24 protein-coding genes are annotated in these 24,887 nt (G+C 60.3%); 12 read left to right on the top strand and 12 right to left on the bottom strand.

From position 1 onward, the window contains the following. Positions 1–32: 32 nt before the first annotated feature. Positions 33–1,166, top strand: coding sequence for an efflux RND transporter periplasmic adaptor subunit (locus KX729_RS22345; RefSeq protein WP_219744709.1), 1,134 nt, complete (start codon positions 33–35; stop codon positions 1,164–1,166). Next, the gene (locus KX729_RS22350) at positions 1,163–4,225 is read left to right on the top strand and encodes an efflux RND transporter permease subunit (RefSeq protein ID WP_219744710.1); all 3,063 of its coding nucleotides are present in this window, start codon (positions 1,163–1,165) and stop codon (positions 4,223–4,225) included. Before KX729_RS22345 ends, KX729_RS22350 begins: the two co-directional genes overlap by 4 nt. A 60-nt stretch (positions 4,226–4,285) precedes the next feature. On the opposite strand, the gene KX729_RS34570 is transcribed toward KX729_RS22350, so the two are convergent. The 5 genes from KX729_RS34570 to KX729_RS22370 all read right to left on the bottom strand — a co-directional run bounded on the left by KX729_RS34570 (position 4,286) and on the right by KX729_RS22370 (position 7,605). Next, a complete protein-coding gene (locus KX729_RS34570) occupies positions 4,286–4,480 on the bottom strand; it encodes an HAD family hydrolase (protein ID WP_376776040.1) in 195 nt (64 codons plus the stop codon). 325 nt (positions 4,481–4,805) lie between these two features. After that, positions 4,806–4,994 carry a hypothetical protein gene (locus tag KX729_RS33590; RefSeq protein WP_246617770.1) on the bottom strand — a complete coding sequence of 63 codons (189 nt, stop codon included), beginning with the start codon at positions 4,992–4,994 and terminating at the stop codon, positions 4,806–4,808. Positions 4,995–5,139: 145 nt separating this feature from the next. Beyond that, positions 5,140–5,385 (bottom strand): acyl carrier protein, encoded by a 246-nt coding sequence (acpP, locus tag KX729_RS22360; protein WP_219744711.1) that lies wholly within the window; start codon positions 5,383–5,385, stop codon positions 5,140–5,142. 37 nt (positions 5,386–5,422) lie between these two features. Further along, on the bottom strand, positions 5,423–6,145 hold the full coding sequence (locus tag KX729_RS22365) for a response regulator transcription factor (protein ID WP_219744712.1): 723 nt from the start codon (positions 6,143–6,145) through the stop codon (positions 5,423–5,425). A 134-nt stretch (positions 6,146–6,279) separates the two neighbouring features. Then, on the bottom strand, positions 6,280–7,605 hold the full coding sequence (locus KX729_RS22370) for an ATP-binding protein (RefSeq protein WP_219744713.1): 1,326 nt from the start codon (positions 7,603–7,605) through the stop codon (positions 6,280–6,282). Positions 7,606–7,985: 380 nt separating this feature from the next. Between KX729_RS22370 and KX729_RS22375 the strand changes: the two genes are divergently transcribed. Together KX729_RS22375 and KX729_RS22380 are read left to right on the top strand one after the other, a co-directional pair. After that, complete coding sequence (locus tag KX729_RS22375; RefSeq protein ID WP_312991716.1) at positions 7,986–8,717, top strand: MipA/OmpV family protein; 732 nt, start codon at positions 7,986–7,988, stop codon at positions 8,715–8,717. A gap of 163 nt (positions 8,718–8,880) precedes the next feature. Continuing rightward, the gene (locus tag KX729_RS22380; RefSeq protein WP_219744715.1) at positions 8,881–9,525 is read left to right on the top strand and encodes a DUF2306 domain-containing protein; all 645 of its coding nucleotides are present in this window, start codon (positions 8,881–8,883) and stop codon (positions 9,523–9,525) included. A gap of 420 nt (positions 9,526–9,945) precedes the next feature. Here KX729_RS22380 and KX729_RS22385 read toward each other — a convergent pair whose 3' ends face one another. Beyond that, positions 9,946–10,575 carry a DUF1684 domain-containing protein gene (locus KX729_RS22385; RefSeq protein WP_219744716.1) on the bottom strand — a complete coding sequence of 210 codons (630 nt, stop codon included), beginning with the start codon at positions 10,573–10,575 and terminating at the stop codon, positions 9,946–9,948. 391 nt (positions 10,576–10,966) lie between these two features. Here KX729_RS22385 and KX729_RS22390 point away from each other — a divergent pair, with 391 nt between their 5' ends. The 8 genes from KX729_RS22390 (at position 10,967) to KX729_RS22425 (ending at position 19,042) form a co-directional block, all read left to right on the top strand. Continuing rightward, positions 10,967–11,848, top strand: coding sequence for a glycine betaine ABC transporter substrate-binding protein (locus KX729_RS22390; RefSeq protein WP_219744717.1), 882 nt, complete (start codon positions 10,967–10,969; stop codon positions 11,846–11,848). 93 nt (positions 11,849–11,941) lie between these two features. Then, positions 11,942–12,559 (top strand): ABC transporter permease, encoded by a 618-nt coding sequence (locus KX729_RS22395; RefSeq protein WP_219744718.1) that lies wholly within the window; start codon positions 11,942–11,944, stop codon positions 12,557–12,559. Between the two features lie 10 nt (positions 12,560–12,569). Next, complete coding sequence (locus KX729_RS22400; protein ID WP_219744719.1) at positions 12,570–13,211, top strand: ABC transporter permease; 642 nt, start codon at positions 12,570–12,572, stop codon at positions 13,209–13,211. After that, a complete protein-coding gene (locus KX729_RS22405) occupies positions 13,208–14,140 on the top strand; it encodes an ABC transporter ATP-binding protein (protein WP_219744720.1) in 933 nt (310 codons plus the stop codon). The genes KX729_RS22400 and KX729_RS22405 overlap by 4 nt, the downstream gene beginning before the upstream one ends. A 15-nt stretch (positions 14,141–14,155) precedes the next feature. Continuing rightward, complete coding sequence (locus KX729_RS22410) at positions 14,156–15,235, top strand: LLM class flavin-dependent oxidoreductase (protein WP_219744721.1); 1,080 nt, start codon at positions 14,156–14,158, stop codon at positions 15,233–15,235. Then, positions 15,232–16,560, top strand: coding sequence for an LLM class flavin-dependent oxidoreductase (locus tag KX729_RS22415; RefSeq protein ID WP_219744722.1), 1,329 nt, complete (start codon positions 15,232–15,234; stop codon positions 16,558–16,560). The genes KX729_RS22410 and KX729_RS22415 overlap by 4 nt, the downstream gene beginning before the upstream one ends. 2 nt (positions 16,561–16,562) lie before the next feature. Continuing rightward, entirely contained in the window at positions 16,563–17,564 is a 1,002-nt protein-coding gene (locus KX729_RS22420) for an ornithine cyclodeaminase family protein (RefSeq protein ID WP_219744894.1), read from the top strand. After that, a complete protein-coding gene (locus KX729_RS22425) occupies positions 17,561–19,042 on the top strand; it encodes an HAL/PAL/TAL family ammonia-lyase (protein ID WP_219744723.1) in 1,482 nt (493 codons plus the stop codon). Before KX729_RS22420 ends, KX729_RS22425 begins: the two co-directional genes overlap by 4 nt. A gap of 158 nt (positions 19,043–19,200) precedes the next feature. Here the strand turns inward: KX729_RS22425 and KX729_RS22430 are convergent, their stop codons facing one another. From KX729_RS22430 to KX729_RS34425, 6 genes are all read right to left on the bottom strand, one after another. After that, on the bottom strand, positions 19,201–20,649 hold the full coding sequence (locus KX729_RS22430; RefSeq protein ID WP_219744724.1) for an FAD/NAD(P)-binding protein: 1,449 nt from the start codon (positions 20,647–20,649) through the stop codon (positions 19,201–19,203). 75 nt (positions 20,650–20,724) lie between these two features. Next, positions 20,725–21,459, bottom strand: a complete 735-nt coding sequence (locus KX729_RS22435; protein ID WP_219744725.1) for an ABC transporter ATP-binding protein — start codon at positions 21,457–21,459, stop codon at positions 20,725–20,727. Next, entirely contained in the window at positions 21,456–22,325 is an 870-nt protein-coding gene (locus KX729_RS22440; protein ID WP_219744726.1) for an ABC transporter permease, read from the bottom strand. The genes KX729_RS22435 and KX729_RS22440 overlap by 4 nt, the downstream gene beginning before the upstream one ends. Beyond that, positions 22,322–23,320: an aliphatic sulfonate ABC transporter substrate-binding protein gene (locus KX729_RS22445; protein WP_219744727.1), complete on the bottom strand. Its 999-nt coding sequence runs from the start codon at positions 23,318–23,320 to the stop codon at positions 22,322–22,324. The genes KX729_RS22440 and KX729_RS22445 overlap by 4 nt, the downstream gene beginning before the upstream one ends. A 291-nt stretch (positions 23,321–23,611) precedes the next feature. Beyond that, the gene (locus KX729_RS22450; RefSeq protein WP_219744728.1) at positions 23,612–23,818 is read right to left on the bottom strand and encodes a hypothetical protein; all 207 of its coding nucleotides are present in this window, start codon (positions 23,816–23,818) and stop codon (positions 23,612–23,614) included. 164 nt (positions 23,819–23,982) lie between these two features. After that, the gene (locus KX729_RS34425) at positions 23,983–24,885 is read right to left on the bottom strand and encodes a helix-turn-helix transcriptional regulator (protein ID WP_219744729.1); all 903 of its coding nucleotides are present in this window, start codon (positions 24,883–24,885) and stop codon (positions 23,983–23,985) included. Positions 24,886–24,887 lie beyond the last annotated feature (2 nt).

The raw sequence follows: 24,887 nt of genomic DNA on the forward strand, positions 1-24,887 counted from the left end.
TGCCAACCGCGCCGCTTGCCGAAGAGAGAGGGATGCCGGTCACCGCGATGGTGGCCCGGGAGAATGCGATCATCGATCGGATCGAGGTCGTTGGAACGCTGGCTGCCCGCGAGGAGATCCAAGTTCATCCGATGGTGCTGGGCAAGGAAATTCGCCAGATACTCGTGGAGGCGGGAGATCATGTCGCCGCAGGACAGGCCCTTGCTCTGCTCGATACCACAGAGGCCCAGATGATGCTCGGCAAGAACGCAGTGGCGCTGGTACGGGCGAAGGCCGGTGTCGCGGTCGAAAGCAGCCGGCTCGACATGGCCCTGATCGGCGAAGAAGAAGCTCGCAGGAAGCTTGAGCGAAGCCGCATGCTGCAGCCGAAAGGCGCGATAGCCGACAACATTCTGGAAGAGCATCAGAACGCCTATGCCCGTGCAGGTGCTGAACTGAGACTGGCGCGCCAGTCGCTGGAACTGGCCGAGGCCGAGGAGCAGCTGATTTCCCGCGAAAGACAGGAGATCCAGCTGACCGTCGAACGCAGCACGATCCGCGCGCCGGGTGGCGGCCGCATTCTTAGCCGTAATGCGCGCGTCGGCGCGATGACCTCAGGCTCCGGTGAGCCGCTGTTCCTGATTGCAGGTGACGACGATATCGAATTCACGGCGCAGGTGACGGAAACGAGTTTCGTGCGCCTGCAGCCGGGCATGCGTGCTGCAATCGCCTTGCCGGGCCGTTCCCTGTCGATTCCAGGCACGATCCGGCTCAATGCCGCGCGGCTCGACCCGAAGACCAGAAGCGGGACGGTACATATCGAGCTTCCGGGCAACGAAGGGCTGGTTCCCGGCATTTTCGCGCGTGGGACGATCGAACTGGCTGAGCGTCGGAACATCCTCGTGCCGGGGTCTGCGATCCGCAGTGCCGGCGGCACCAGCAATGTCTATGTCGTATCCGGCGGAGTGGTCGATGTCCGGCCGGTCCGGGTCGGCGCCTCACAAGAGGGCCTGGTCGAAATCCTCGACGGTATCGGCGACGGCGAGACCATCGCACTGAAGGCTGGGGCTTTCCTCAAGGCCGAAGAGCGTGTGTCGCCGATCCTCGTCATTCCCGCAGAGCTTCAGGCAAGCCGCCCGGCAACTCCGAAAGTCGCCGGAAACCTGGTCGGAGCACTAGTGCAATGAACGCGAACATCTCGGCCTGGGCCATCCGAAACCCGCTTCCATCCATGCTTCTCTTCACGGTTCTGACCGCCGTCGGCCTTTACAGTTTCATGCAACTGCCGGTCACCTATTTCCCGACAATTATCGAGCCTGCCGTCAAGATCACCGTCGAACAATCGGGCACCACGCCGGACCAACTGGAAACGGAGGTGACACGTCTGGTCGAGGACGCCGTTGCGGTCCTGCCGAACCTCAAGGAAGTGACATCGACCGTCAGCCAGGGCCTTTCGGTGACAAATGTCGAGTTCGAGCTGGGATTGGTTTCGCCTGACCGGGCCATCGCCGACATTCGCGACGCTATCGCAAAAATCCGCTCCGATCTGCCCGATGATATCGATGAGCCGGTGATCGAAAGAGTGGAAGAGGAGGCGCAATCGGTTGTGACCTATGCGGTCACGGGCGGGGAGATGACGCTTGCCGAGCTTTCCTGGTTTGTCGATGACGTTGTCTCCCGCCGCCTGCAGGGCGTGAAGGGGGTTGGACGGATTGAACGGGTCGGAGGCGTCGAGCGAGAAGTCCATGTGGAACTCGACCCGGACCGGTTGCAGGCATTCGCGCTGACCGCCAATGCGGTGAACCAGAGCCTCAACGACAGCCAGTTCGACGGATCCGGCGGGCGCAGCACGCTAGGTGGCCGGGAGAGGGCACTGACATCATCCGCGGTGGCGCAGAGTGTCACAGACCTTGCCGAGGTCCGGATCCCGCTTTCGCAGCAGGCGAGCATCAGGGTCGGCGATCTGGGCCAGGTCCAGGACACAGTCGCCGAGCAACGGTCTTTCGCGACACTGGGCGAGACGGAAGTCGTCGGTTTTTCCGTCTACCGTGCACAGACAGCCGGTGACCTTGCCGTGGCGGACGAGGTCGCGGCTGCGATCTCTGCACTCGCCGCCCAGCATCCCGATACACGCTTCCGGCTGGTGGACGACAATGTCGCCTATACCGCCGGCAACTATCATTCGGCTATGAGCACGCTGCTGGAGGGCGCGGCTCTGTCCATCGTCATCGTGCTCATATTCCTGCGCGATTGGCGGGCAACGATGGTTGCGGCCGTAGCATTGCCGCTTTCGATCATACCGACCTTTTTCGTCATCGACCTCCTGGGCTTCTCGCTTAACATTCTCAGTCTTCTCGGCATCACGCTGGTGACCGGCATCCTCGTCGACGATGCGATCGTCGAGATCGAGAACGTCGTGCGCCATCGCAATATGGGGAAGCGCGCCTATCAGGCGGCAATCGATGCATCCGACGAGATCGGGCTGGCGGTGATTGCGATCTCTGCGACGATTATTGCGGTCTTCACGCCGGTCGGCTTCATGAGTGGTGTCATTGGGCTCTATTTCCGCGAATTCGGACTGACGGTGGCGATTGCGGTGTTCTTCTCGCTTCTGGTGGCGCGGCTGATCACGCCGATCCTCGCCGCTTATTTCATGACGGGCAGGGCCGGGTCGCACGCGGCAAAGGGGCGTTTTACGGTCGCCTACGAACGCTTTCTGCGGTTCACGCTTCGCTGGCGATGGCTGACCGTCAGCGCCGCGGTGGGGTTGTTTGCGGTGTGCGTCGTGGCTCTCCTTTCCGTGCCGACCGGCTTCCTGCCGGAAGAGGACACGGGGCGGCTGACGCTGACGGTAGAACTGCCTCCGGGCGCAAGCCTGGCCGAAACCCGCCAGGCGACCGATGCGGTCTCGTATATGATCCGCAGGGACCCAGCCGTTGAGAGCGTCTTCACAAGGGCTGGTGCGAATATGACGGGCCAGCAGGATCCCCGCTTTGCCGTGACGCTGGTCGATCTCACCCATAAGGCGGAAAGGGACCGATCCTCGTTTGCGGTCCAGGCGGCGCTTGAGCAGTCTCTGGCCTCCGTCGCTGATGTGCGGCTGCGGTTCCTGAATGCGCGCGGCGGTCGGGATCTTTCGTTTGCGGTCCTATCCGCGGACGGCGATCTTGCGCAGCGCACGGCAAACGACATTCTTCAGCAACTGGCATCCGAGCGGAGTTTCGTCGATCCGAGCGCCGACAATGCTGCGACCCGTCCGGAACTTCGCATGCAGGTACAAATGGATAAGGCCGCGACACTCGGTGTTTCCTCGGTCGAGATCGCCCGGACGATCAGGGTATCGACCGTTGGCGATGTCGATAGCCGTCTGCCGAAATTCATCGACGGTTCCCGCCAGATACCGATCCGCGTCATGCTCAATCGCAGCGCTCGAGACGATCTCGCGACGCTGGAGCTTATGACCGTGCCAACCGCCGACGGGTCGGCGGTGCCGCTGTCTGCGCTGGTCGATATCAGCCTCGACGAGGCGGTGTCCTCCATCGAGCGTTTCGACCGGGAGCGCCGTATCGAGATCGGCGCTGATATGGCCGATGGACTGACATCCGGTCAGGGGCTTGAGAAACTGATGCAGCTTGAGAGCGTCAGAAACCTGCCGCAGGGCGTGCGCGTCCAGGCAACCGGCGATTCCGATACGGAAGGCGAGGTCTTTGCGAGTTTCGCGGTGGCGATGGGGGCAGGCATCATGCTGGTTCTGGTCGTACTGATCCTGCTGTTCGGCAGTGCGCTCACGCCGTGGACAATCCTTGCATCACTGCCATTGTCGATCGCCGGCGTCGCGGCTGGCCTGCTCTTGAGCGGCAGCGCCATGTCGCTCCCCGTCGTCATCGGCATCCTGATGCTGATGGGCATCGTCACCAAGAATGCCATCATGCTGCTCGATTTCGCGATCGAGCGTGAAAAGCACGGCCTGTCGCGGCGGGATGCCATTGTAGAAGCCTGTGCCGAGCGAGCCCGCCCGATCATCATGACGACGCTTGCGATGATCGGCGGCATGCTTCCGTCGGCGATCGGCGTGGGAGACGGCGGCGAGTTCCGTGCGCCTATGGCGATCGCGGTGATCGGCGGGCTTCTGGTCTCCACGCTGCTGTCTCTGGTCGTCATTCCCTCGCTTCACCTGATCTTTTCGGATTTCGGAGATCGGACCGCGCGAATCTTCAGGCCGTTCCTCCAGCCGGCCGAGATTTGACGGTGCGATCAGACGAAGAGTGGGCCGGTCCAGGACCGGCCCACTCAAAAAAGGGATGTCTTAAGGCTGCCATGACAGGAGCAATTCTGCGGCGCCAGTCAGGTCAGGCACTTGCGCATAGGGAAGCCAGTCCGGGTTGCCGGTCTCACCTCGGCGGTTCACCCATATCCCACGCAGGTCGATTTCATGGACGGCCTTCATGTCCCAATACATGCCCATCGCCACATGCACGCTTTCCTCCGGCGTCACGCCCATGGCTGTGTACGCGTATTCGAAAAGCTGTCGTGAGGGTTTGTAAGCGCGAGCCTGCTTGGCGGTGATGACATGGTCGAAGGGGACACCGATACGTGCTACTGTGGGCGCAATGAGATCGTCGTCAGAGTTGGTGAAGACGGCAAGTTGTAGTGCTTGCGAAGCGCCCGAAGGACATCCGGAACATCGGGATGCGGGCCCATCGTCATGGGTGATGACGCAACACGTGCGATTTCGTCTACGGTCGCAACAAGCCCGTGATCGCCGAACGCAGCGATAAGCCCGATGCGTAGGACGTCTTTGTAAAGACTGTGCGGTCTTTCTGCCGTCAGTTGCCGGGAGTGCGCGGAAAACTGTCGATGATCGCAGATGCGCTGACATCGCTCGCGCTATGTTTCGACAACACGGGGCCAGCCTCGCGCTCAAGCGCCTCGTACCATTGCACGAGCGTGCCATAACAATCGAACGTGATTATCTTCGGCGGGGAGGTGAGCTGAAACATTGAGGCGTTCGACATTCGCAGAGCCCCTGCGACCGAGGATATTGAAGAAGGCCTGTGCCGATCATCGAGATAGGCCTCGGAAATATGCGGTTCTGAACCATCGCAGCGAGCGACCAGACCAGCTTTCGTCAACGGACGATATGGCCGTCGAGTTCAGCTTCTATGCCGCCCGCGTTTTTGCGTTTTCGAGAAACCTCACCGCATCCCCGACAGTGGTAATCGCATCCATCTCTTCGTCCTGGATCTCCAGATCGAACTCATCCTCGACAGCCATAAAGATTTCGACGATCTCAAGCGAGTCGGCTCCAAGGTCGTCTTTGAAGCTGGCGCTTTGGACGATTTTCTCAGGCGACACGCCGAGACGCGTCGATATGATGATCGACAAGCGGGAGAAGGTGTTTTCCACGAAAGACTCCTATGATGAGCAGGAAAGCCGAAGCGCTTCATGCCTCCTCGACATTCGCCGTAAATGTGTAACCACCAAGGCGGACCGTCTGCAGCATCTGAGGCTCTCTCGGATCGGCCTCGATCTTTTGCCTCAGGCGGCTGATATGGACATCGATGCTCCGCTCGATGGGGCCGGCGAGGCCTGCATGAGTCAGTGAGAGAAGCTCTTCCCTGGTAATAACGCGTCCCGGATTGCGACAGAACGCCAGCAGAAGATCGAATTCCGTCGTTGTCAGCGCAATGCGCGCATTGCTCGGGTCATGCAACTGGCGCCGAACGGGATCGATCTGCCAGCCGTCGAACCTCAGTTTTCGCGACACGGTATTCGCAACCAGGCCATAGGACGCGCGTCTCAACAGGCTTCGGATACGTGCAACGACTTCGCGCGGACTGAATGGCTTGGTGATGTAGTCGTCGGCCCCAACCTCCAGGCCGACGACCCGATCCACTTCTTCTCCGAGTGCGGTCACAAGTATGATCGGGATTGTGTTGTCGGCACGGATGCGCCTGCAGATGCTCAGGCCATCCTCACCCGGCAGCATCACGTCGAGAACGATGAGATCGAAGTTGTTGGACCTCAGCAGCGCCTGCATGACCTTTCCGTCCTCGGCAACGGTCGGCGCCATTCCGCTCTCCTGGATCGTCTGAGCGAGCATCCTGGCGATTTCCGGGTCGTCCTCGACCAGAAGGATTTTTGCGCTGCCGCTGTTGGTCTGCATGATCGCTCCCCCGTTGAAACCTCACACTAGGCATGCCGCCTGGACGCATATGTTTCGATTTGTGTAGTTTTGTTACGACGTGAGGGCAGCCCATACTCCCTTGGCCAATGTCCAATTTCTCAGCGGAAACCATTCTAGTCCCCCATCGGCAACATGATCCTGGCGATCAGACCGTTTGGCGAGCGGTCGAGGAGTTCCAGTCGCCCCTGATGGGACTGCACGACCTCCGTGACGATCGATAGTCCGAGGCCGAAACCGGCGTTCTGGCTGTTGCGCGAAGCATCGACCTTGTAGAATGGCTCCAGAACCTTTTTCCGAAGCTCCAGCGGTATGCCGGGGCCGTTATCCTCCACGTCAATTATCGCGAAACCGCCATTCACCGACAGCGAGACATCGATCTGCGTGCCAAACTTCGAGGCATTTTCACAAAGATTGGTGACGGCGCGCATGATCGCCAATGGCCTGAAATTCATAACCAGGCGGTCCGGGCCGGAATAGGTGATATTGTGACCGGTGTCTTCAAACTCGGCACAGATCGTTTTGATGACGGAAGCCAGATCGACGCGCTCCGGCTTTTCGCTTCTATGGCTGTCCCGAAGGTAGTTGAGACTTTCCTCGAGCAGCTTGTCGACGTGACCGATATCGACAAGCAATGCCTGACGTACATCGGTCTCGCTGACGCGATCGGCGCGAAGCCGCATTCGGGTAAGCGGCGTTCGAAGGTCATGGCTGATGCCGCGCAGCATCGCGGTTCTGGCTTCGACCATGCCGGAGATGCGATTCTGCATGCCATTCAACGCGCGTGCCAGTGCGACGATTTCCAGACTTCCCTGTTCCGGAAACAGTGTCGGCCCGGAGGAAATGTCCGCTCGCATCGCGGCAGCGGCTATCCGGCGGAGCGGCCGTGTGATCGTCCAGATCGCAAAGGTGGAAAAGATGACGATGAGGGTTATGAGCGCAAACAGATAGTTCGATCCGAAAGTGAGTGCGTCGCTGCTGACAAATGTGTCCGGCAGCCGCTCCATAACGAGGAGGTCGGACTTGCCGATCCTTGCCGCGACGACGCGGTGGCCATCGAGAAACGTCTGCCAGCCGCCATAGGGTGCCGTATAGCTGTCGGGTGGAGACAGCCAGTCGGCGAACCTGTCGAGATAGGACTGGTTGGGTGAGGTCGTGGTGAACCGGTTCGCCGTTTCCAGCGGCGCGAGCGCAACATGCCAGTCGGCGCGGTTGGCGATCTCGATCACGTCATCAATCTCGGAGGGTCTGGCCACAGCCAGGACGGAGGCGATTGCGGCCACGCGGTTTGAAATCGCCTCCAGATCCGTGATGTCGTAATCCTGCTTCACCCACTGCTCGAGCCGTTCGCTTCCGACGATGACAATGATCAGGCAGATGACGATGATGATGGTGATCTGGCTGTGGATCGTCAGTTGGAATGCGGGCCATCTTAGTCTCATGAGCTGTCCTTCATCGATCTGCGCCGGCGCAAAGACGTCATGCTAGTCATTCTTCCAGTCCAACGGTAGGACCTGACATGGACAGATTTATTACGTTTTATGTCGGCTTGAAGCCGGAGCAGTGCTGAATCCTCGCTATTTGCCGACAATCGTCCCGAAACAAATCGCAACACAACGTAATCCTGCCGGCTGCTCATCGGTGGCACTTCTGGGATGTCGAATAACGTTGGCGAGGTTTTGACCGCGCCTGAACAGTTGGAGCATCCATGTCTTGTCTCAGTTGGATCAGAAGTCGCCTTGCGGTCGGCGCGCTGAGCGTCACTTTCACGATTTTTTCGGCACCATATGCCTTTGCGGCAGATCCAAGTGCTGCCGAGGGAGTGCCTGAAGCTCCGTTCGACAACGCGCGGTTCGAAAAGGAGCCAAAGGAACGCAACTGGAGCTTGATCGTCGGTGCTGGCGGAATCTACGAGCCCACCTATGAAGGTGGTGACGAGTTCGAGGTTTCTCCGGTCCCATTCATCGTCTTCACCTGGGGTGATTGGCTCGAAATCGATCCGCGCGGCGTGACGATCACACCATTCGAGCAGAACGGGTTCTCCCTGTCTGGCAAGATCGGCTATGAGACGGGCCGCAAAGAGAAGGACGACGACCGCCTGCGCGGCCTCGGTGATATCGATTTCGCGGCAACCGTCGGTGCGAAGATCGCCTATGAATGGCGGGGTCTGGAAATCTATGCCTCGGTCGATCAAACCATTGACGGCAGCGAGAGCCTGATTGGGACATTCGGCGTCGAATATATGGCGCCGGTCACGGAGCGCCTGTTCCTGGGTGCGGGTGCCAAGGCAATCATCGCCAACGACAAGCACATGCAGGCTTATTTCGGTGTCAACGGGCAACAGTCCGCGGCATCCGGCCTACCCGAATACAAGGCCGAGGCCGGCCTGAAGCGCGTGGATGTATCGGTGTCAGCGATGTACATGCTGTCGGAAAACTGGTTGGTGCGGGGCGAGGCCGGCGCCGGATTTCTTACCGGCGACGCTGCAGACAGCCCTGTCGTGAAGGAAAAGACCCAACCCTCCGCATCCCTCTTTGTCGGCTACAAGTTCTGATCGCCCCGTCAGAAAAGTAACACGCCGCGAAGGCGCCATGAAGGCTGGTGCCGCTCCAGCCTTCATGGCCCAAGCGGGCTCTGATCCGCAACATTTTCCCGTGCCCGATCCGCAGCCATCGTCACGAAGCGCGCCCGCAACCCCAACACGATCGGAGAACGCCATGTTGAAATCCATCGCGCAAGCCGGCAGGTTCGTCCTCCTGTGGCTTTTGTGTCCGCTCATCGCGCTCGCGACGGCTCGCGTGCTGTTCGGCGGCGTCGCCGAGATGATGGACGGCTTCGTATATCATGCAGAACTACGCCCGATTGCCTTCTTCGGTCACATCATCCTGGCTTCGATCGCGCTTGCTCTTGTGCCTTTCCAGTTCTGGCACGGTCTACGCAAGACGCGACTTGAGGCACACCGCTGGATTGGGCGCATCTATGGACTGTCGATCGTTGCAGCGGGTATTGCCGGTCTGTGGCTTGCCGTCACCACCCACTCCGGAACTGTCGCGGCCTGGGGTTTTGCGCTTCTGGCAATCGCCTGGGTCGGAGCAACTGTTTACGGGATCATGCTCGCTATGCAGCATCGGGTCAGCGATCACCAACGCTGGATGATCCGCTCGGCGGCGTTGACAATGGCAGGCGTTACACTTCGTATCCAGCTCGGGCTTGGCGCCGTAGGTGGTTACTCATACGACGACATGGTCGGCTTTCTGGGATGGTCGTGCTGGCTGCCGAACCTTATCGTCGCGGAAATCGTCATCCGCAGGAATTTCCAGAAGAGACTAGTCACTATCACCAGATTGACCGTTCCAACTTGAGTTCAAGACCTTGCGTAGAGGGCAATGGCAAGCGAGGTCACTATGGAGTGAATCCGACCTTTCCAAGAATTGGCGGCGTTTGCCAGCTTTGTGCCACCATAGTCGCCTACCGCGAATTCGTTCGCGACGCTGTCGCGCAGGTCATGTTGGCGGTTCTTGTCGATACCGAGCAGCGGGAAGGTGTGACATCGGGCGTTGCGCCTGGAAATTAGGTGCGGAAAGCCAGTTTTGAAGCTTTTTGCAACGCAGTAGCAGGACCGATTGGCGATATTTTGTCGATCCTGCTGTCACAGAACACAACGCCTTCCGAGACGCAGCTCCCATTTGTCACCGATTTAATGTTTCGCCCAAAGCGACTTCGGTGAAGAATGCTGTAGTCGATCAATCGGCCAACAACTCAAATACTGGCAAAGAAAAACGTTAGACCGGTAGTCGTTCGCCCGCTCTCACCGCGCCTTTCAAACGATTGCCTGATGGCGCGAGCGGACACACGTAGCGAGAAGAGTAAGAACAGGACGGAAAGTAGGAGAAGTTGAAGTCGAGTGTCAGCGAGCCGTCGGGGCGCACCGCTCCCAGATCTGCTCCTTTAATTGTATCGAGCAGGTACCGGCCGCCGCCGTAGGTTTCCGTTCCTGAAGTTGCGTCGACAAACGGAAGGAACACTCCACCGCCGTATCCCTCAATCCAGTAAAGCGTCAATTCGCCTTCAAGTCTTTTTTCCAGACCAATCGTCCTGGCGAACGAACGCAACGACAGCTCGCCGTCCACTCCTGTTGCGACAGTTATCTTTTCCGGTTCTACTGGACCGAGCTCCACCTCTATGCGCAACGAAGGGTCGTAAGGAAATGTTTCCGGTCCGCGATATGTTTCCCGGTCTTCCGGTTCGATTGGTGACTGCGGGTGGTCGCGGAACAATTTCGAACGGGTCTCACACCAAAGCTCCCATGCCGCTTCGGGGTTAGAGTTGGAACGGATCTCGAGGTAAAGATCTGCGATCCTCCTCCGCCAATGCCATAACTGTTCGGTTTCGATAAAAGGGGACGTGACCATGTCAGGAAATTCGCTCCGCGGGTTGTTCATATGCCATGTCAATTCGGCGGCAACGATAACCGCTGTTTCTCTGTCTGAAAATGACCACGCAGAATGCATTTTCCAGCGTCAAGCTTTTCCTCGAGCCTTCGCCCGCTCCGTTTTCGCCTAGTCAATCCAACGTGGGCCAATCGTTCGCGTTCAAAAGCAGCGTGTCGCATGGCTTGCTCGATTTTTCTCTCCGTGCGCGCGCTGGCGCCACAGATGGCCGGGGCGGACTTGACCGGAGAAAGATGCAGCCCCAATTCAGAAGGCAAATTCTCTCAAGCGGATGAAAATTGGTACGCCATTTCGCGCCGACAAGAATGAAATACTCTAAGAATCCGCAGTATGTTTGTTCAAGGGGACTGGAATGTTTTGGAAATCTCTGACCGGGGTGCTTACGGGCGCAATGATAACTGCGGCCGCCGTGATGCCTGCCAAGGCCGATGCGGTCAAGATCGGCAGCAAGAATTTCACTGAGCAGTTCGTCGTGGCCGAAATCTATGCGCAGGCTCTCGAGAAGGCCGGCATCGAGGTCCAGCGCCGCCTCAATCTCGGCGCCACGCTCGTCGCCCATACGGCACTGATGAACGGCGAGATCGACCTTTATCCGGAATATACCGGCACGGCGCTGGCTGCCGTCGTGAAGGGTGATCTGTCCGGCTCGGCGGAGAAGATCTACACGGACGTCAAGGATTATTACGAAAAGAATCTCAAGCTGACGCTTCTGAAGCCGACCGAGATCAACAACGGCTATGCAATCATCACGCTGCCGGAAACGGCCGAAAAGTACAAGCTGAAGACGCTGAGCGATCTCGGCCCCGCTTCGAAGAACCTAACGTTCGGTGCCGAAGGCGGCTTCGGCGAGCGCAAGGACGGCTTGCCGGGCCTGAAGCAGGTCTACGGCATCGAGTTCAAGGAGTTCAAGATTTTCGCCAAGCTCGGCATTCGCTACAGCGCGCTGACCAGCAAGGATCTTGACGTCTCCTACGGCTTTGCGACCGACTGGCAAATCTCCGACAACAAGCTCGTGGTTCTGGAAGACGACAAGGACCTCTTCCCGCCCTATTACCTCGTTCCGGTCGTGCGTCAGGACGCGCTTGCCAAGAACCCGAAGATCGCCGAGGTGCTCAACAAGATCAGCCCGCGTCTGGACAACAAGACCATGCGCGAGCTGAACGCCAAGGTCGATCGGGACAAGCAGGAACCGGCGGAAGTCGCGGCGGAATTCCTAAAAGCTCAGGGCATCTGAGCGCCGAAACCATCGCTTGTCCATACCATGAAATACGGCGAAGCTGTCAGCTTCGCCGTATTGTCTTGATCGCTTAGACAGGATACCTCGCGTTTGAACTGGGCACCGAAGCATATTCCGGAGATCGCGCTTGCCGTCTGGCAGCATCTGGTGCTGTCGATTTCCTCGGTGCTGATCGGCCTTGTGATCGCGCTGGTCCTCGGCATCGTGTGCGCCCGTCGGCCTCGCCTTTATGCCTTTGCGCTGACCGTGACGAACGTCATTTTCGTGATTCCCAGCCTCGCGCTCTTCGCCCTGTTGATCCCGTTCTTCGGGCTTGGCATGAAACCGGCACTAATCGGATTGTCTTCCTATTGTCTGCTGATCTTGCTGCGGAACGTCGTTACCGGCATCCGAGGAGTTCCGGCGGATGTGCTCGATGCAGCCGACGGCATGGGTTACGGCCCATGGCAGCGTTTGTTCCGCATCGAACTGCCGCTGGCACTGCCGCTGATCGTCTCGGGTGCGCGCATTGCGTTGGTCACCGTCATCGGCATAGCGACGGTCGCCGCCTTCATTGATGGCGGAGGACTCGGGTCGATCATCCTGATTGGTATCGACCAGGAATATGCCGAGAAGATTCTCGTCGGGGGGCTCCTGACGGCGCTGCTGGCGATCGTTTTCGACTTCATCCTCACCCGGGCGGAGCGTGCCCTGGTGCGCTGGCATTGAGGGCGCGCACATGCTGAGCAAAGCCTTCTTCTGGGTCGTCGATCATCAAACCGAGTTCTTCCGTGCGCTGGGCCAGCATCTCCTGATGTCGGGCGTGTCGATGGCGATTGCGCTCGCCATCGCGCTGCCGCTCGCGGTCCTCATCGTCAATTACGGACGTTTCGCCTTCGGCGTCATCAACACCATCAATGGTCTCCGGACCATTCCGAGCCTCGCGATCCTGGCAATCATGATGCCGCTGCTCGGGATCGGCATCATGCCGTCGATCGTGGCGCTGACCGTGCTTGCGCTTCCGCCGATCCTGCTCAACGCCTATGTCGGTCTGCGCGATGTCGATGCCGATGCCGTGGAGGCGGCGATCGGCATGGGCATGAGCCGCAGCCAGGTCCTGCGCAAAATCCGCATTCCGCTGGCCGCTCCCGCCATGTTTGCCGGCGCGCGGACCGCTGCCGTCCAAGTGCTGGCCGGCGCGACGCTGGCGCCGTTTATCGGCGGTGGCGGGCTCGGTGATTTCATCGCGACCGGCATTGGCATGATGGACACGTCGCGGCTCCTCGTCGGCGCCGTGCCGATCGCGATCCTGGCGCTCAGCACCGAATTGATTCTCGGGCGCGTCGAAAAACACCTGTTTGCAGAAAGTACCACCGCATGATCCGGATGGAGAATGTCACCAAGCGCTATGATGCAGGCGCCGCGCCGTCGGTCGACAACCTGACGCTCGAAGTGCCCGAAGGTTCGACTGTGGCGCTGATCGGCCCATCCGGCTGCGGCAAGACGACGACGATGCGGATGATCAACCGGCTGATCGAACCGACGGAAGGCCGGATTTTCGTCAATGGCGAGGACGTCACCAAGGCCGATCCCGTGCAGCTTCGGCGCCATATCGGTTATGTCATCCAAAATGTCGGGCTCTTCCCGCATATGACGATTGCCGAAAACATCGCTGCCGTGCCGAACCTGCTCGGCTGGGACCAGCCCAAAATCGTCAAGCGCACCGAGGAACTGCTGGGTCTCGTCGGCCTCGATCCGCAAGAGATGCTGAAGCGTTATCCCCGCCAGCTTTCCGGCGGCCAGCGTCAGCGCATCGGCGTGGCGCGCGCCTTGGCGGCTGATCCAGCCGTACTTCTGATGGACGAGCCTTTCGGCGCCATCGATCCGATCGCCCGGGCTCGCCTGCAGGACGAGTTCAAGCAGATCCTCAAGCGGGTGCGCAAGACGGTGGTGCTGGTCACCCACGATCTCGACGAAGCGATCCGTCTTGGCGACCGTATCGCCATCATGCGTGCCGGCAAGATCGTGCAATACGATACGCCGGATGCGGTCCTCTCCAATCCCGCGGACGAGTTCGTCGCGAATTTCGTCGGCATCGATCGGGCGATTAAGCGGCTCAGCCTGTTTTCCGTTGCCGACGCGATGCTGGCGGGCGCCCCGTCGTCGCCGGCGGCAAGCGTCGCGGCCAGCGCCAACCTCCGCGAAGCCTTGTCGCTGATGGTCGCGGCCAATAGCGACGTGCTTGCGGTCGTCGATACCGGCGGCATCGTGACTGGGCACCTGACGCGCAACGCCATCTTCGCGATCTGAGCGCAGGAGTTTCTGATGCATCTCGGTTTTTCCCTCACACCGTTCGGTCATCATCCGTCTGCCTGGCGCGAAGGCGGAACGCCGGAAAAGCTCGGCTTCGACGCACTGCTTTCCCAGGTCGAGCAAGCGGAGGAGGCGGGTTTCGATTTCGTCCTGCTCGCCGATCGCCTTGGCCAGCGGCCAACCGACGATCTCTCGCCAGTTGCGACACCCTTTGAACCGACGACGCTTGTTGCAGCTTTGGCGACACGGGCGCGCCGGATCGGTTTCCTCGCGGCGGCTGCCACTGCCCAGCACGAGCCTTACAATCTCGCTCGCCGTTTCGCCTCGCTGGATCAGATCAGCCGGGGGCGAACGGGCTGGGTTGCCCTTCCCACAGCAGGCGACCCTGGCCGCGATGCGGAATATCTCGGGCTGGTCCGCGCCCTCTGGGACAGCTGGGAGGATGATGCTTTCATCTACGACAAGGCCGCAGGCCGCTTCTTTGAGCCGGGCAAAATGCGCGTGCTTGGGCACAAGGGCGAGCATTTCGCGGTGCGTGGGCCGCTCAACGTCAATCGTTCGCCGCAGGGCAGGCCGGTCGTCGCTCAGTTTCTAAACGGCGAAGCCAGAGTTTTAGCCGCGCATCACGCCGAACTTATCCTGCTTCAGGAGGCGACGCCGGAAAACGCGAACGAGGCAGCGGACGACTTCGCCCATTTGCTCGAAGCAAACGGCCGGCGACGGGAGGACGTTCGGATTCTCGCCAATGTCGTGCCGGTTATCGGCGAAAGCTCGGAGGCTGCGCAGGCGGCAAGTCATGCGCTTCGGTTTAGCGAGGCGGATCGGGCGATGCAGCCGCTGTCCGCAGCACGCCTCGTCGGGACCCCGGTCGAGATTGCCGATGCGCTTGCGCAATGGCTTGGTGCCGGACAGGTGGATGGCTTCACGATCCTGCCGCCGACGGTCGCGATCGGAAACCTGTTCTTCTCGGACGTGGTGCCGGAACTGCGGCGCCGCGGACTGATCGAGACGAAGAGCGGTTTCACCCTGCGTGACCGCCTCGGCCTCTCGCGCCCGTTCTACCCGGCCGCTGAACTGGAGCGCGTATCATGAGCCACGATCGGCAGATGAAACTTGGCGCCTTCCTGATGGCGGGCGGCCATCATATCGCGGCGTGGCGGCATCCGGATGCCTATGCGTCGGCCGGCGTCGATATCGACCACTTCATCGCGCTTGCCCAGATCGCCGAGAAAGGCAAGTTCGACATGCTATTCGTGGAGGATGCCGCCGCCATCCGCGAGCGCAATCCTGAAATGGCGAGCCAGGCCGCGAGGTCGACGGGTTTCGAGCCGCTGAGCCTGCTTGCAGCACTTGCCGTCAACACATCGCATATCGGCCTCGTGGCGACGGCCTCGACAAGTTACAACGAGCCCTATGGACTTGCCCGTACATTTGCCTCGCTCGACCAGTTGAGCGGCGGCAGGGCTGGCTGGAATCTCGTCACGTCGGCAAGCGAACTCGAAGCCGAAAATTTTGCAAGCAGCGGTCTGCGGCCGCATTCGGAGCGCTATGAGCGAGCCGATGAGTTCGCTGATGCTGCGCTCGCGCTGTGGGATGCCGTGGACGACGGCGCATATCTGCTGCAGGATGCGGGCAGCTTTGCCGATCGAACCAAACTGCATCCCGTCCATCGCCACGGCAAACATTTCGCGGTCGATGGCGTGCTTGAAGGCCAGTGCTCGGTGCAGAGGCGGCCGATCATGGTGCAGGCCGGTGCGTCCGATGTCGGCAAGGAGCTGGCGGCACGTACCGCCGACGTCGTGTTCGCAGCTTCGCAAACATTAGGCGAGGCGCAGGCCTATTACGCCGATCTGAAATCGCGACTGGCCAAATACGGACGTCAGCCCGACGACATCAAGATCATGCCCGGCATTTCGCCGATCGTCGGCGCCACGGAGGCGGAAGCCAAGGCCAAGTATCGCGCGCTGCAGGAGCTGATCCCCGATGCCGTCGGCGTCGCCTTGCTCGCAAGCTATCTCAGCATCCAAGATCTGTCGGCCTATCCGCTCGACGGACCGCTGCCCGATATGCCGCAAACCAATCTCATCCAGAGCCGGCAGCAACTGATCATCGATCTCGGCAAGCGCGAAAAACTGTCAATCCGAGAACTGGCGCGTCATTTCGCCGGCGCCCGTGGCCACTGGCAGGTTGCCGGCACGCCCGAACAGATTGCCGATGCCATGGAAGAGCGATTTACAGAAGGCGCAGCTGACGGCTTCAACGTCATGGCGCCACTGTTTCCCTCCGGCCTCGAGGATTTCGTCACGCATGTGGTTCCGGAACTGCGCCGCCGCGGCCTCTTTCGTGAAGACTACGAAGGACGCACGCTGCGCCAGAATCTCGGTCTCTCCGCTCCACTCCACAAGAAAGCCGGATGACAATGGATCCCATCTATATCGACTACCTGAACGCCTTCGATATCGAGGCACTCGATCTCAGCAATGATGAAATCCTCGCCGCCATCGAAACGTCGCTCGGCGCGCAGGGCAGGGGCGAGACGGTCATCGAGCCGCGTGTTCACCTTGAGCCGGATGCGAGCTTCCACGGCCATTTCAACGTGCTGCGCGGCTACGTCGCGCCGATCGGTCTCGCGGGCGTGAAAGTGGTCGGCGACTATGTCGACAACTACAAGCTCGGTTATCCTTCCGAATTCGGCGTGCTTAACCTCTTCGATCCGCGCACCGGCGTGCCGAAGGCGATCCTCGACGCGACGGTCATAACCGACATGCGCACCGGCGCGGTGACGGCGCTCGGTGCGCGCCACCTTGCCCGCAAAGGATCGAAAGTCCTTGGCCATATCGGCGCCCGCGGGACGGCCTATTGGAACGTTCGCCTGCTCGACCATCTCTATGATTTCGACGAGATCCGCGTGCATTCCCGACGGCCGGAAAGCCGGGATGCCTTCGGCGCCAAGCTTGAACAGGATCTCGGCAAGAAGATCACCGTCACGGACAACTGGCGCGACTGTGTCGAAGGTGCCGATATCGTCGTCGAGGCCTCGCGCCTTTCCGAGCCTGAGCCGCTGCTCAAGACGGAATGGATCAAGAAGGGCGCTTTCGTCGTCCCTTACGGCACGATGAGCGCGATCGAACTGTCGCTGACCGATATCATGGATAAGCTGGTCGTCGATGACTGGGGCCAGTGCAAAACCGGCAAGTTCGGTTCGCTGCGCGCCCACGTGGAGACGGGCCGGCTGTCGGAACAGACATTGCATGCCGAACTTGGTCAGGTGGTTGCCGGTCTGAAGCCAGGGCGCCAGAGCGAAGACGAAACGATCCTTCTCTGGCATCGGGGCCTGTCGCTCAGCGATATCGCGCTCGGCCATGCGCTGCTGACGAAGGCGCGTAAAAACGGTATCGGCCAGAGGCTGCGTTTCGCATGACCCGCATTCTGATGACCGGTTCGGGAACCTCGATCACCGACATCGCGGCGATCGCTCGTCGAGATGCGGTGGTCGAGATCGACCGATCGGTCCGCGATCGGTTGATCACGGCTCGCCGCATTCTGGAAGACGCAGCTGCGGCCGGCCAGCAGATCTACGGAATGAACACCGGACTCGGCGCCAACCTGAAAACGTCGGTGACCGGCGATATCGAGGCGTTCCAGCTGCAATTGATCCGCGGCCGTGGTGTAGCCGTCGGCGATCCGCTTTCGCGTGACGTTGTCCGCGCGGTCATCGCCTCAAGGCTCTCGATGCTGGCGGTCGGCGGATCGGGTATTTCATTGCCCACCTTTCAGGCTCTGCTTGCCATGCTGAATGCCGGCGTCCATCCGGTCATGCCGTCGATCGGCTCGATCGGCGCAGGCGATCTGGTGCTTCTGTCTGCCATGGCCCTGACACTTGTCGGAGAAGGAAAGGCCGAATATAGGGGCAATAGCTATCCGGCGGGCGCGGCGCTGAAGCTTGCCGGTCTTGCGCCTGCAAGACTTGAGCCGAAGGATGGAATATCGCTTCTCAACGCATCGGCCGTTTCCTGTGGCTCCGGTGCGCTCGTTCTCTTTGATGCGGTAAAGATGCTCGATGCCCAGCGCCGCGCGGCGGCCTTGAGTTTCGAAGGCATGGCCGGCAATCCGCTCATCTTGTCGCCCACCATCCAGCGGGCGCGACCCGCGCCAGGGCAGGCCGAGGAAGCGAGCCGGCTGCTAGAGATGCTGCAGGGTTCGACGCTCTTTGGACCGGGGGCGCCCCTTCAGGACCCACTCAGCCTCCGCTGTCTGGCACCGATCCACGGTGCGCTTGCCGATGCATTGTCGAGGGCGGTTGAGATCGTCGAGCTGGAGCTGAATGCCGCCGCCGATAATCCGGTCGTCCTCCTGGATGAACGGCAGGTCCTGTCGTCTGGCAATTTCCAGACACCGGCGCTATCTCTGGCTTTCGAGACGCTCGGCCTTGCCGTGGCGCAGGCGGCTGCTGCGTCGGCAGCGCGCTTCATTCAGATGACAGGTGCCGGCCGCAACGGTCTGCCGCGCTATCTTTCGCCGGTCGGCATGGCGTCGGCCGGGTTCGTTCCCTTGCAGAAGACCGTTGCGGCGCTCATGGCCGACATTCGCCACAAGGCCAACCCTGTGATGCTCGATTTCCTTTCGGTGTCGGAAGGCGTTGAGGATCATGCGACGCAATCCGCCCTCGCTGTCCGCAAACTCGGCGAGATGCTGGAACTCTGGCGCCTGCTGATCGCTTGCGAGATGCTGGCCGCAGCGCAGGCCGTCGACCAACGTCCTGGACATCGCTGCGGGCAAGAGACGGATGCCGTCCATGCCTTCGTTCGAAGGCTTGCTCCGACAATGGTCGACGATCGGCCGTTGGGAGAAGATGTGATGGCGATCGCCCGCAACGTGCTGGATAAGAGCGTGGAGTAGGGACATGTATCTAGCCAGCTTTGCGATACATGCCACGCCTCAGCTGCGTGCCTAAGTCACGTCCGGCCCTGATCGTTCCTTCGCGAAAATCTGGCCGGAGAGCCGACGCCTCGATCCATCAAGCCGATTAGACACAAGGCGGCTGCAATCCGTGGCCTTCAAGCCACAGTCTCAATCTCGCGCAATTGGATGACCTTCGAGGCGTTCAGAGCGTTCGACAATCTTTCGGCCAGAGCCGCAGCCTGGGCACGCAATTCCGTCAACGAACTGGATTCCCAGGCGACGCCGCGCAGGGGATGACCGATGGCAAAGAGGTCGCGATGCGTGGCACCGTCCATGCCGATGACGGCACCATCCGCTGCCGCATCTATCCCGAAACCCGTCTGGTGCCGCCGGACGATACCGATGCTCAGCAGGTCCTTCACCAATGGCGCCTTGATCCTGCTCCAGTCATGTTCCTGATGGCCGCGAGCATCGACGATGGCATTGACGAGAACCTCGCGGGTCTGTCTTTCACCTCGTGGACGCACGATCACGCGCACCAGATCGCCTGCCCGTTCGGCTGAGACGAGGCGTGCCGCGCCGGCGCTGAATCGCCCTTCTGCCTTTGCGGCTTCGATCCTCGCGTAGGAAGGCGGCGCCGCGCGATGTGCTGTCACATCCCATAATGCACGCAGATGTCGCGCGAAGCGCAGTCGCTCCGCCGTCGAAGCGCCAAGCCACAAAGGCAGGATGAAGGGCCGGAGACTGAGCGGCAGAACCTGCCAATCCCGATCTTCCGAAAGGATCGTGCGGCGCGTCCGGATCACGGTCGCCAGGAGTTCGCGTGTCGTCTGGGGCAGCGCATCGGGATCGAGGATCGGCACAGGCTCGCCCGCTGGACGCACGGCCTGGATGAGATGGCCGCGGCGAGAGATCACATGGTATCGCCCGCGATAACCCCGTGTTTCGAGGCTCGCGACCGTATCGACCATGCTAAGGCTCGCACCGACGATCAGGATATCCTGCAGGCGGCTCAAGCGGTCCAGCCTGTCGGATTGCCAGGGTTTCGCAAGGCGCCAGTCGCCGGCGAGCGGCGCGAGTGCCGGATCTTCCGCGAGCGGGAAAACGCCTGTCGCCAGAACCGCGATATCGGCGCGCAGGTGGCGGCCATCGCTGAATTCGGCTTTTAAAGTCCCGTCATTGTCGCGCCGTAATCGCACCACGTCCGACTGCCAGTGAGAGACACGCGTTCCTGCACCGGCACGATCGATCGCGCGTTGCAGTTCTTCGCCGACATAGCGGCCGAAGACGTTGCGGGGAATGAAGATATTCGCCGCGCCCTCTGGAGGGATTTGGATGCCTGTGTCGTGGCCTGTGCGTTCCACCCACTCGGCAAGATGCGACAGATTTTGGAGGTGGATCGAAAAATTGCCGGCCGGGCCGTTCATCAGCTGCGCGGTTTCCGAGGTGCTGTACGCCTCGCCACGACCAAGTTCTGCGCGCGGTTCGGCGATGACCACATGCAACGGCTGCCGGCATGTCTCCAGCAGTCGGATGGTGAGAGCAGCGCCCGCGTAACCGCCACCGATGATGAGAATGAGAGGAATGCCGTTTGGTGTTCGCATGTCTATTCTTTACTGGAAGTCGCTACTCGGCGAAGGCAAGGGAGGAGCCGAGCTCAGCCCAAGGCAGCTCGGCCATCAGATGACATGCGCTGCCTGCAGCGCGGTCAGCACCTCGTTCTTCAGTTCCGCCAGCCGCGGCGCGCGCCGGTCCCTCGGGCGGGGTACGTCAACCATCAGATCATGCTGAATGCCCCCGTCCCGAGCACCCATCATGTAGATGCGGTCGCCGAGATAAAGCGCCTCGTCGATATCATGGGTGACGAGGAGGAAGGAGATGCCGCGGCGCTCGATGAGCTGCAGGACAAGGTCCTGAAGCTTCATGCGGGTAAAGGCGTCGACGGCGCTGAACGGCTCATCGAGAAGCAGGATGCGTGGTTCGGTATAAAGCGCCCGGGCGATCGCGACGCGCTGCGCCATGCCGCCCGACAATGCCTTCGGCAAGGTCCGGGCGTGACCGTTCAATCCCACATCGGCGATCAACCGCTCGACCCGGGCTGCGTTGAACCGCGGCCCGTCGGCATAACCGATGTTTTGCGCGACGGTGAGCCAGGGCATCAGCCGCGGCTCCTGGAAAACGAAGGCGATCGCGGGGGAAGCCGAGCGCCTGCCCGGTTCGTTTACGTTGACCAAGACATTGCCGGTAAACCGTTTGTCAAGGCCGGCGGCAATTCGCAAAAGCGTGCTTTTCCCGCATCCGCTCGGGCCCAGCAGCACCGCGGCTTCCCCGTCATGCAGGGCGAGATGAACGTCGTGTAGGACCGTGATGTCGCCGAACGACTTGTTGCGTACATCGATATCGAGAATGCTCATGACGTACGCCCCGTGAACGAGACGGAATAGGTGTCACGCCATTTCAGGCAGCGATCCTCAACGATCTTGAAGATGCTGTCGGAAATCTTGCCGAGCACGGCAAGGCAGAAGATCGCAATCAACACCAGATCGGGACGGGAAAGCTCACGTCCGTCGGAGAGCATGTAGCCGATGCCTTCGGAGGCAGCCAGGAGCTCGGCAGCTACGACGCTCAGCCAGGCGAGCGACAGGCCGTAACGAAGACCGGTAAAAAGATGCGGCAACGAAGCCGGAATGAAGATGCGCCAGACAAGGACCGGAAGCGACTGCTGGTACATCTCGCCGACCTCCACCAATTTGCGGTCGACATTGCGGATGCCGGAGAACAGGTTGAGGTAGACCGGGAAGAACGCACTCTTGGCAATCAGCACGATCTTCGACGTCTCTCCGATCCCGAACCAGATCATTAGAAGCGGAACCCAGGCAAGGCTCGGAACCGCTCTTAAGGCCTGGAAGGTCGGCTCGAGATAGCGCTCGGCCGTAAACCACATCCCGACGATCGACCCTACGACGACCGCAAGCAGCGAACCGATGACGAAGCCGGCGAGAACGCGAAGGCTGCTCGCGGCAATATTCGTCCAGAGCGTCCCTTCCGCCAGGCGCAGAAATGTCTGATAGAGCTCGGAAGGCGCGGGGATGACATAAGGGCTGATCCAGCCCATCCGCACGAACAGTTCGAGTAGGACCAGCGCACCGACCGGCACGATCGCCCCGCGCAGATCGATGCGGAGAAGCCTGCTGCGCAGTTTCGACAGGAGCCCTGGTGACCGCGTTTCGCGCCCGGTCACATGAGGCTCGGTGTCGATCTCCCGAGACGAGAGGCTCATGCGCCGAGAACCTTCTTGGCCGGAACGGGATCGAGAAGCTGGGCCAGAACGTTTTCGACATTCGTGCCGGGGCGCAGCACGTCTTCGCCCAGCAGCGGCGTGACGGTGCGGATCGAAGCCAGCAGCTCTTCGCCGGGCACAGGGTCTTTCCAGTCGCGCCGCCTGACCGTCAGCTCGGTAATCTTCGGGTCACTGTCGGTCTGCTTGGTCACGAACGCGATGAATTCATCGTTGTTCTCGCGAATCCATTTCTGCGTTTGCGCCCAGACATTGAGCACGCGTTCCACGGCTTTCGGATGCTTGGCGAGAAACGCTTCCGAGACGCTGAAGACGCTGCCGTCACGCCAGCTGCGCTCGTCGAAGATTGCCCGATCGCCGGCAAGTTCGGCCTGGGCCGTCTGCGGGTCGATACCGACCCAGGCATCGACCTGGCCCTGCTGGAGGGCGGCGAAACCTTCCGGATGCTGGAGATTGACGACTTTCAGGTCGTTGATCGACAGCTTGAACTGCGCCAGCGCCCGCACGAGGGTGAAATAGGGGCCGGTGCCCTTCGTCACAGCGATCGTCTTGCCCTTCAAGTCCGCCACGGTCTTGAGCGGCGAATCCGGCTTCACCTGAATGATCGAGGAACCGCCCCAGCTTGCGACATAGATGATCTTGAGCGGCACGCCGTTGGCGCGCGACAGGAATGCAGAGAGGCCCGCGGACCCGGCAAAATCGGTTAAACCGACCTTCAGGAACTCAAGCGAGTTGTTGCTGCCACGAGACTGGACCCAGGTGATCTTAGTGCCGACATCCTTGAATGCCTCTTCCAGCCAACCCTTGTTCTTGATGAGCATGGTGTGGGAGGAATAAAATCCCCAATCCAGTCGCAGCTCTGCCGGAAAATCAGAAGAGGATTGGGCCAAAGCGGCCCCGCCCTTCAGCGGCAAAGAAAGAAGAGCTCCGGCAGCGCCGAATTTGAGAACGTTGCGACGAGAAAACCGACCTGCCATTAAATGCACCTTAGTCTATGGAGTTAATAGATAATTTATTTTAGGTGCGCAGCCGGATCGGGGTCAATTCAACAGGACAAAATGCCATCCCATAATTGACGCGGTTCGGAGGAAATCGGCCCGTGTTGGGAAACGTGGACAGGACAATCCTCCACGCGGCTTTTTGCTTCGAGACGATGGGACTGCACGATTGCTATGGAATCAAATTGTCCTGCGACCTTTTTCGAGAGGGATTTCGCGAGGGAAAAATCCGCATCTTGCTGGCATCGCAGCCGTCGGGGGCTTGCTCCTCTATTGACAGATAGCAATACCGGAACCTGCGGAATGGCAGTGTCCGAAGAGAGCTTCAGGTTCTTTGACGAGCGCGATGATTTTCTGGGCGACAAGCGCCTCGCGTTCCGGTCCGGTGATGTAATAGCGGACCGCATAGCGCCGCATCCTGCTTTTCAACAAATCGCGGTTGTCCGAAGTGGTGGCGGCATCGGGAACGTAGAGCATTACACTCCTCCTGTTTGCCAGGCAGGAGCGCGTATGACATCTCAGGCATCAGCCTACACAATCGGGTGCTGATGATGGCGGGTTAGTACCACAGGATGACTCAGAAGAGAAACCCTGTGAGATAGAGGCGATCAGTCGCAAACGTTGACCGCGCTGGTTGGACGTCAATGGAAGACATGCTTTATCCATTCCGTGGGCGACATGCCCACGGAAGACGTGAAGTCACGAATGAAATGTCTGACACTTGAGAAGCCGCATAACGCGGCGACTTCGGTGGTCGGAACCTTGCGGGCCAGAAGGGTTTGGGCGCGGTCGATGCGACGGCCTTGCATCCACTCGTCAGGAGCTTTTCCGATGGTCCTTCGAAATGACTGGACAAACTGCCCAGGGGGCATGCCAAGCTCTGACGCCAAATCTGCTAGCGAGATGTCGCTATGCACTTTGCCGTCCATCATCTCCGTCACGTGTCCGCTCTCGTTTGCAGATAGACGATGCGACATGGCTGTCGGTGGACGCATCCCTCCGAAGATGTGGGCGAAATAAGTCGTACTCGCGAGGAGAAGACGTTCGGCATACAGCGAACCAACCTCTTCAGGTCGGTCGAGCGCCGGAAGCAGCGACTGTGTAAGGCTCCAGACCGCATGGTCGATCCGGCCTTCGTGTTCGCAAGTGAGGAGCTCGACCGACGGCAGGCGATGATCGGCAGCGACTTCGTTCAGAGCTGACTGTGGAACGGTGAAGATAACCGTGTCGAAGGCGCTCATTAGGTTTGCCTTCGGTCGTTGCCAATGATTAACGACCGACACGGTTCGCTCGGGGAACATGCCCTGGTGCACAAGCTTGTCATCGAGATAAAGCTCTCGCCTGTCCTGCTGGCGCAGTTGGACAAGAACGGAGAACACCGCGTCGGGCCTCGTCGGTGTCGCAAACCCGTGTTCCGGGGTGTCACGTCGAACTCTTGATACCAGCAGCTTCGAATGACCGAGACCCGGCGCAACAATCTGCGCAACGGAGTCGGCCTTGAACTGCCGCACCTGCCTCCGCGCATATTGATGATCTGTTTCCACGT

Source organism: Neorhizobium populisoli, from assembly GCF_019430945.1.
GTDB lineage: Bacteria > Pseudomonadota > Alphaproteobacteria > Rhizobiales > Rhizobiaceae > Neorhizobium > Neorhizobium populisoli.

Excerpts from the sequence above, each read along its gene's own strand:
- KX729_RS22345 (WP_219744709.1), top strand. The coding sequence starts at position 33 with ATGCCGGTCACCGCGATGGTGGCCCGGGAGAATGCGATCATCGATCGG.
- KX729_RS22350 (WP_219744710.1), top strand. The coding sequence starts at position 1,163 with ATGAACGCGAACATCTCGGCCTGGGCCATCCGAAACCCGCTTCCATCC.
- KX729_RS34570 (WP_376776040.1), bottom strand. The coding sequence starts at position 4,480 with ATGGGCGTGACGCCGGAGGAAAGCGTGCATGTGGCGATGGGCATGTAT.
- KX729_RS33590 (WP_246617770.1), bottom strand. The coding sequence starts at position 4,994 with ATGTCGAACGCCTCAATGTTTCAGCTCACCTCCCCGCCGAAGATAATC.
- KX729_RS22365 (WP_219744712.1), bottom strand. The coding sequence starts at position 6,145 with ATGCAGACCAACAGCGGCAGCGCAAAAATCCTTCTGGTCGAGGACGAC.
- KX729_RS22370 (WP_219744713.1), bottom strand. The coding sequence starts at position 7,605 with ATGAGACTAAGATGGCCCGCATTCCAACTGACGATCCACAGCCAGATC.
- KX729_RS22380 (WP_219744715.1), top strand. The coding sequence starts at position 8,881 with ATGTTGAAATCCATCGCGCAAGCCGGCAGGTTCGTCCTCCTGTGGCTT.
- KX729_RS22385 (WP_219744716.1), bottom strand. The coding sequence starts at position 10,575 with ATGGTCACGTCCCCTTTTATCGAAACCGAACAGTTATGGCATTGGCGG.
- KX729_RS22390 (WP_219744717.1), top strand. The coding sequence starts at position 10,967 with ATGTTTTGGAAATCTCTGACCGGGGTGCTTACGGGCGCAATGATAACT.
- KX729_RS22400 (WP_219744719.1), top strand. The coding sequence starts at position 12,570 with ATGCTGAGCAAAGCCTTCTTCTGGGTCGTCGATCATCAAACCGAGTTC.
- KX729_RS22405 (WP_219744720.1), top strand. The coding sequence starts at position 13,208 with ATGATCCGGATGGAGAATGTCACCAAGCGCTATGATGCAGGCGCCGCG.
- KX729_RS22410 (WP_219744721.1), top strand. The coding sequence starts at position 14,156 with ATGCATCTCGGTTTTTCCCTCACACCGTTCGGTCATCATCCGTCTGCC.
- KX729_RS22415 (WP_219744722.1), top strand. The coding sequence starts at position 15,232 with ATGAGCCACGATCGGCAGATGAAACTTGGCGCCTTCCTGATGGCGGGC.
- KX729_RS22420 (WP_219744894.1), top strand. The coding sequence starts at position 16,563 with ATGGATCCCATCTATATCGACTACCTGAACGCCTTCGATATCGAGGCA.
- KX729_RS22425 (WP_219744723.1), top strand. The coding sequence starts at position 17,561 with ATGACCCGCATTCTGATGACCGGTTCGGGAACCTCGATCACCGACATC.
- KX729_RS22430 (WP_219744724.1), bottom strand. The coding sequence starts at position 20,649 with ATGCGAACACCAAACGGCATTCCTCTCATTCTCATCATCGGTGGCGGT.
- KX729_RS22435 (WP_219744725.1), bottom strand. The coding sequence starts at position 21,459 with ATGAGCATTCTCGATATCGATGTACGCAACAAGTCGTTCGGCGACATC.
- KX729_RS22440 (WP_219744726.1), bottom strand. The coding sequence starts at position 22,325 with ATGAGCCTCTCGTCTCGGGAGATCGACACCGAGCCTCATGTGACCGGG.
- KX729_RS22445 (WP_219744727.1), bottom strand. The coding sequence starts at position 23,320 with ATGGCAGGTCGGTTTTCTCGTCGCAACGTTCTCAAATTCGGCGCTGCC.
- KX729_RS22450 (WP_219744728.1), bottom strand. The coding sequence starts at position 23,818 with ATGCTCTACGTTCCCGATGCCGCCACCACTTCGGACAACCGCGATTTG.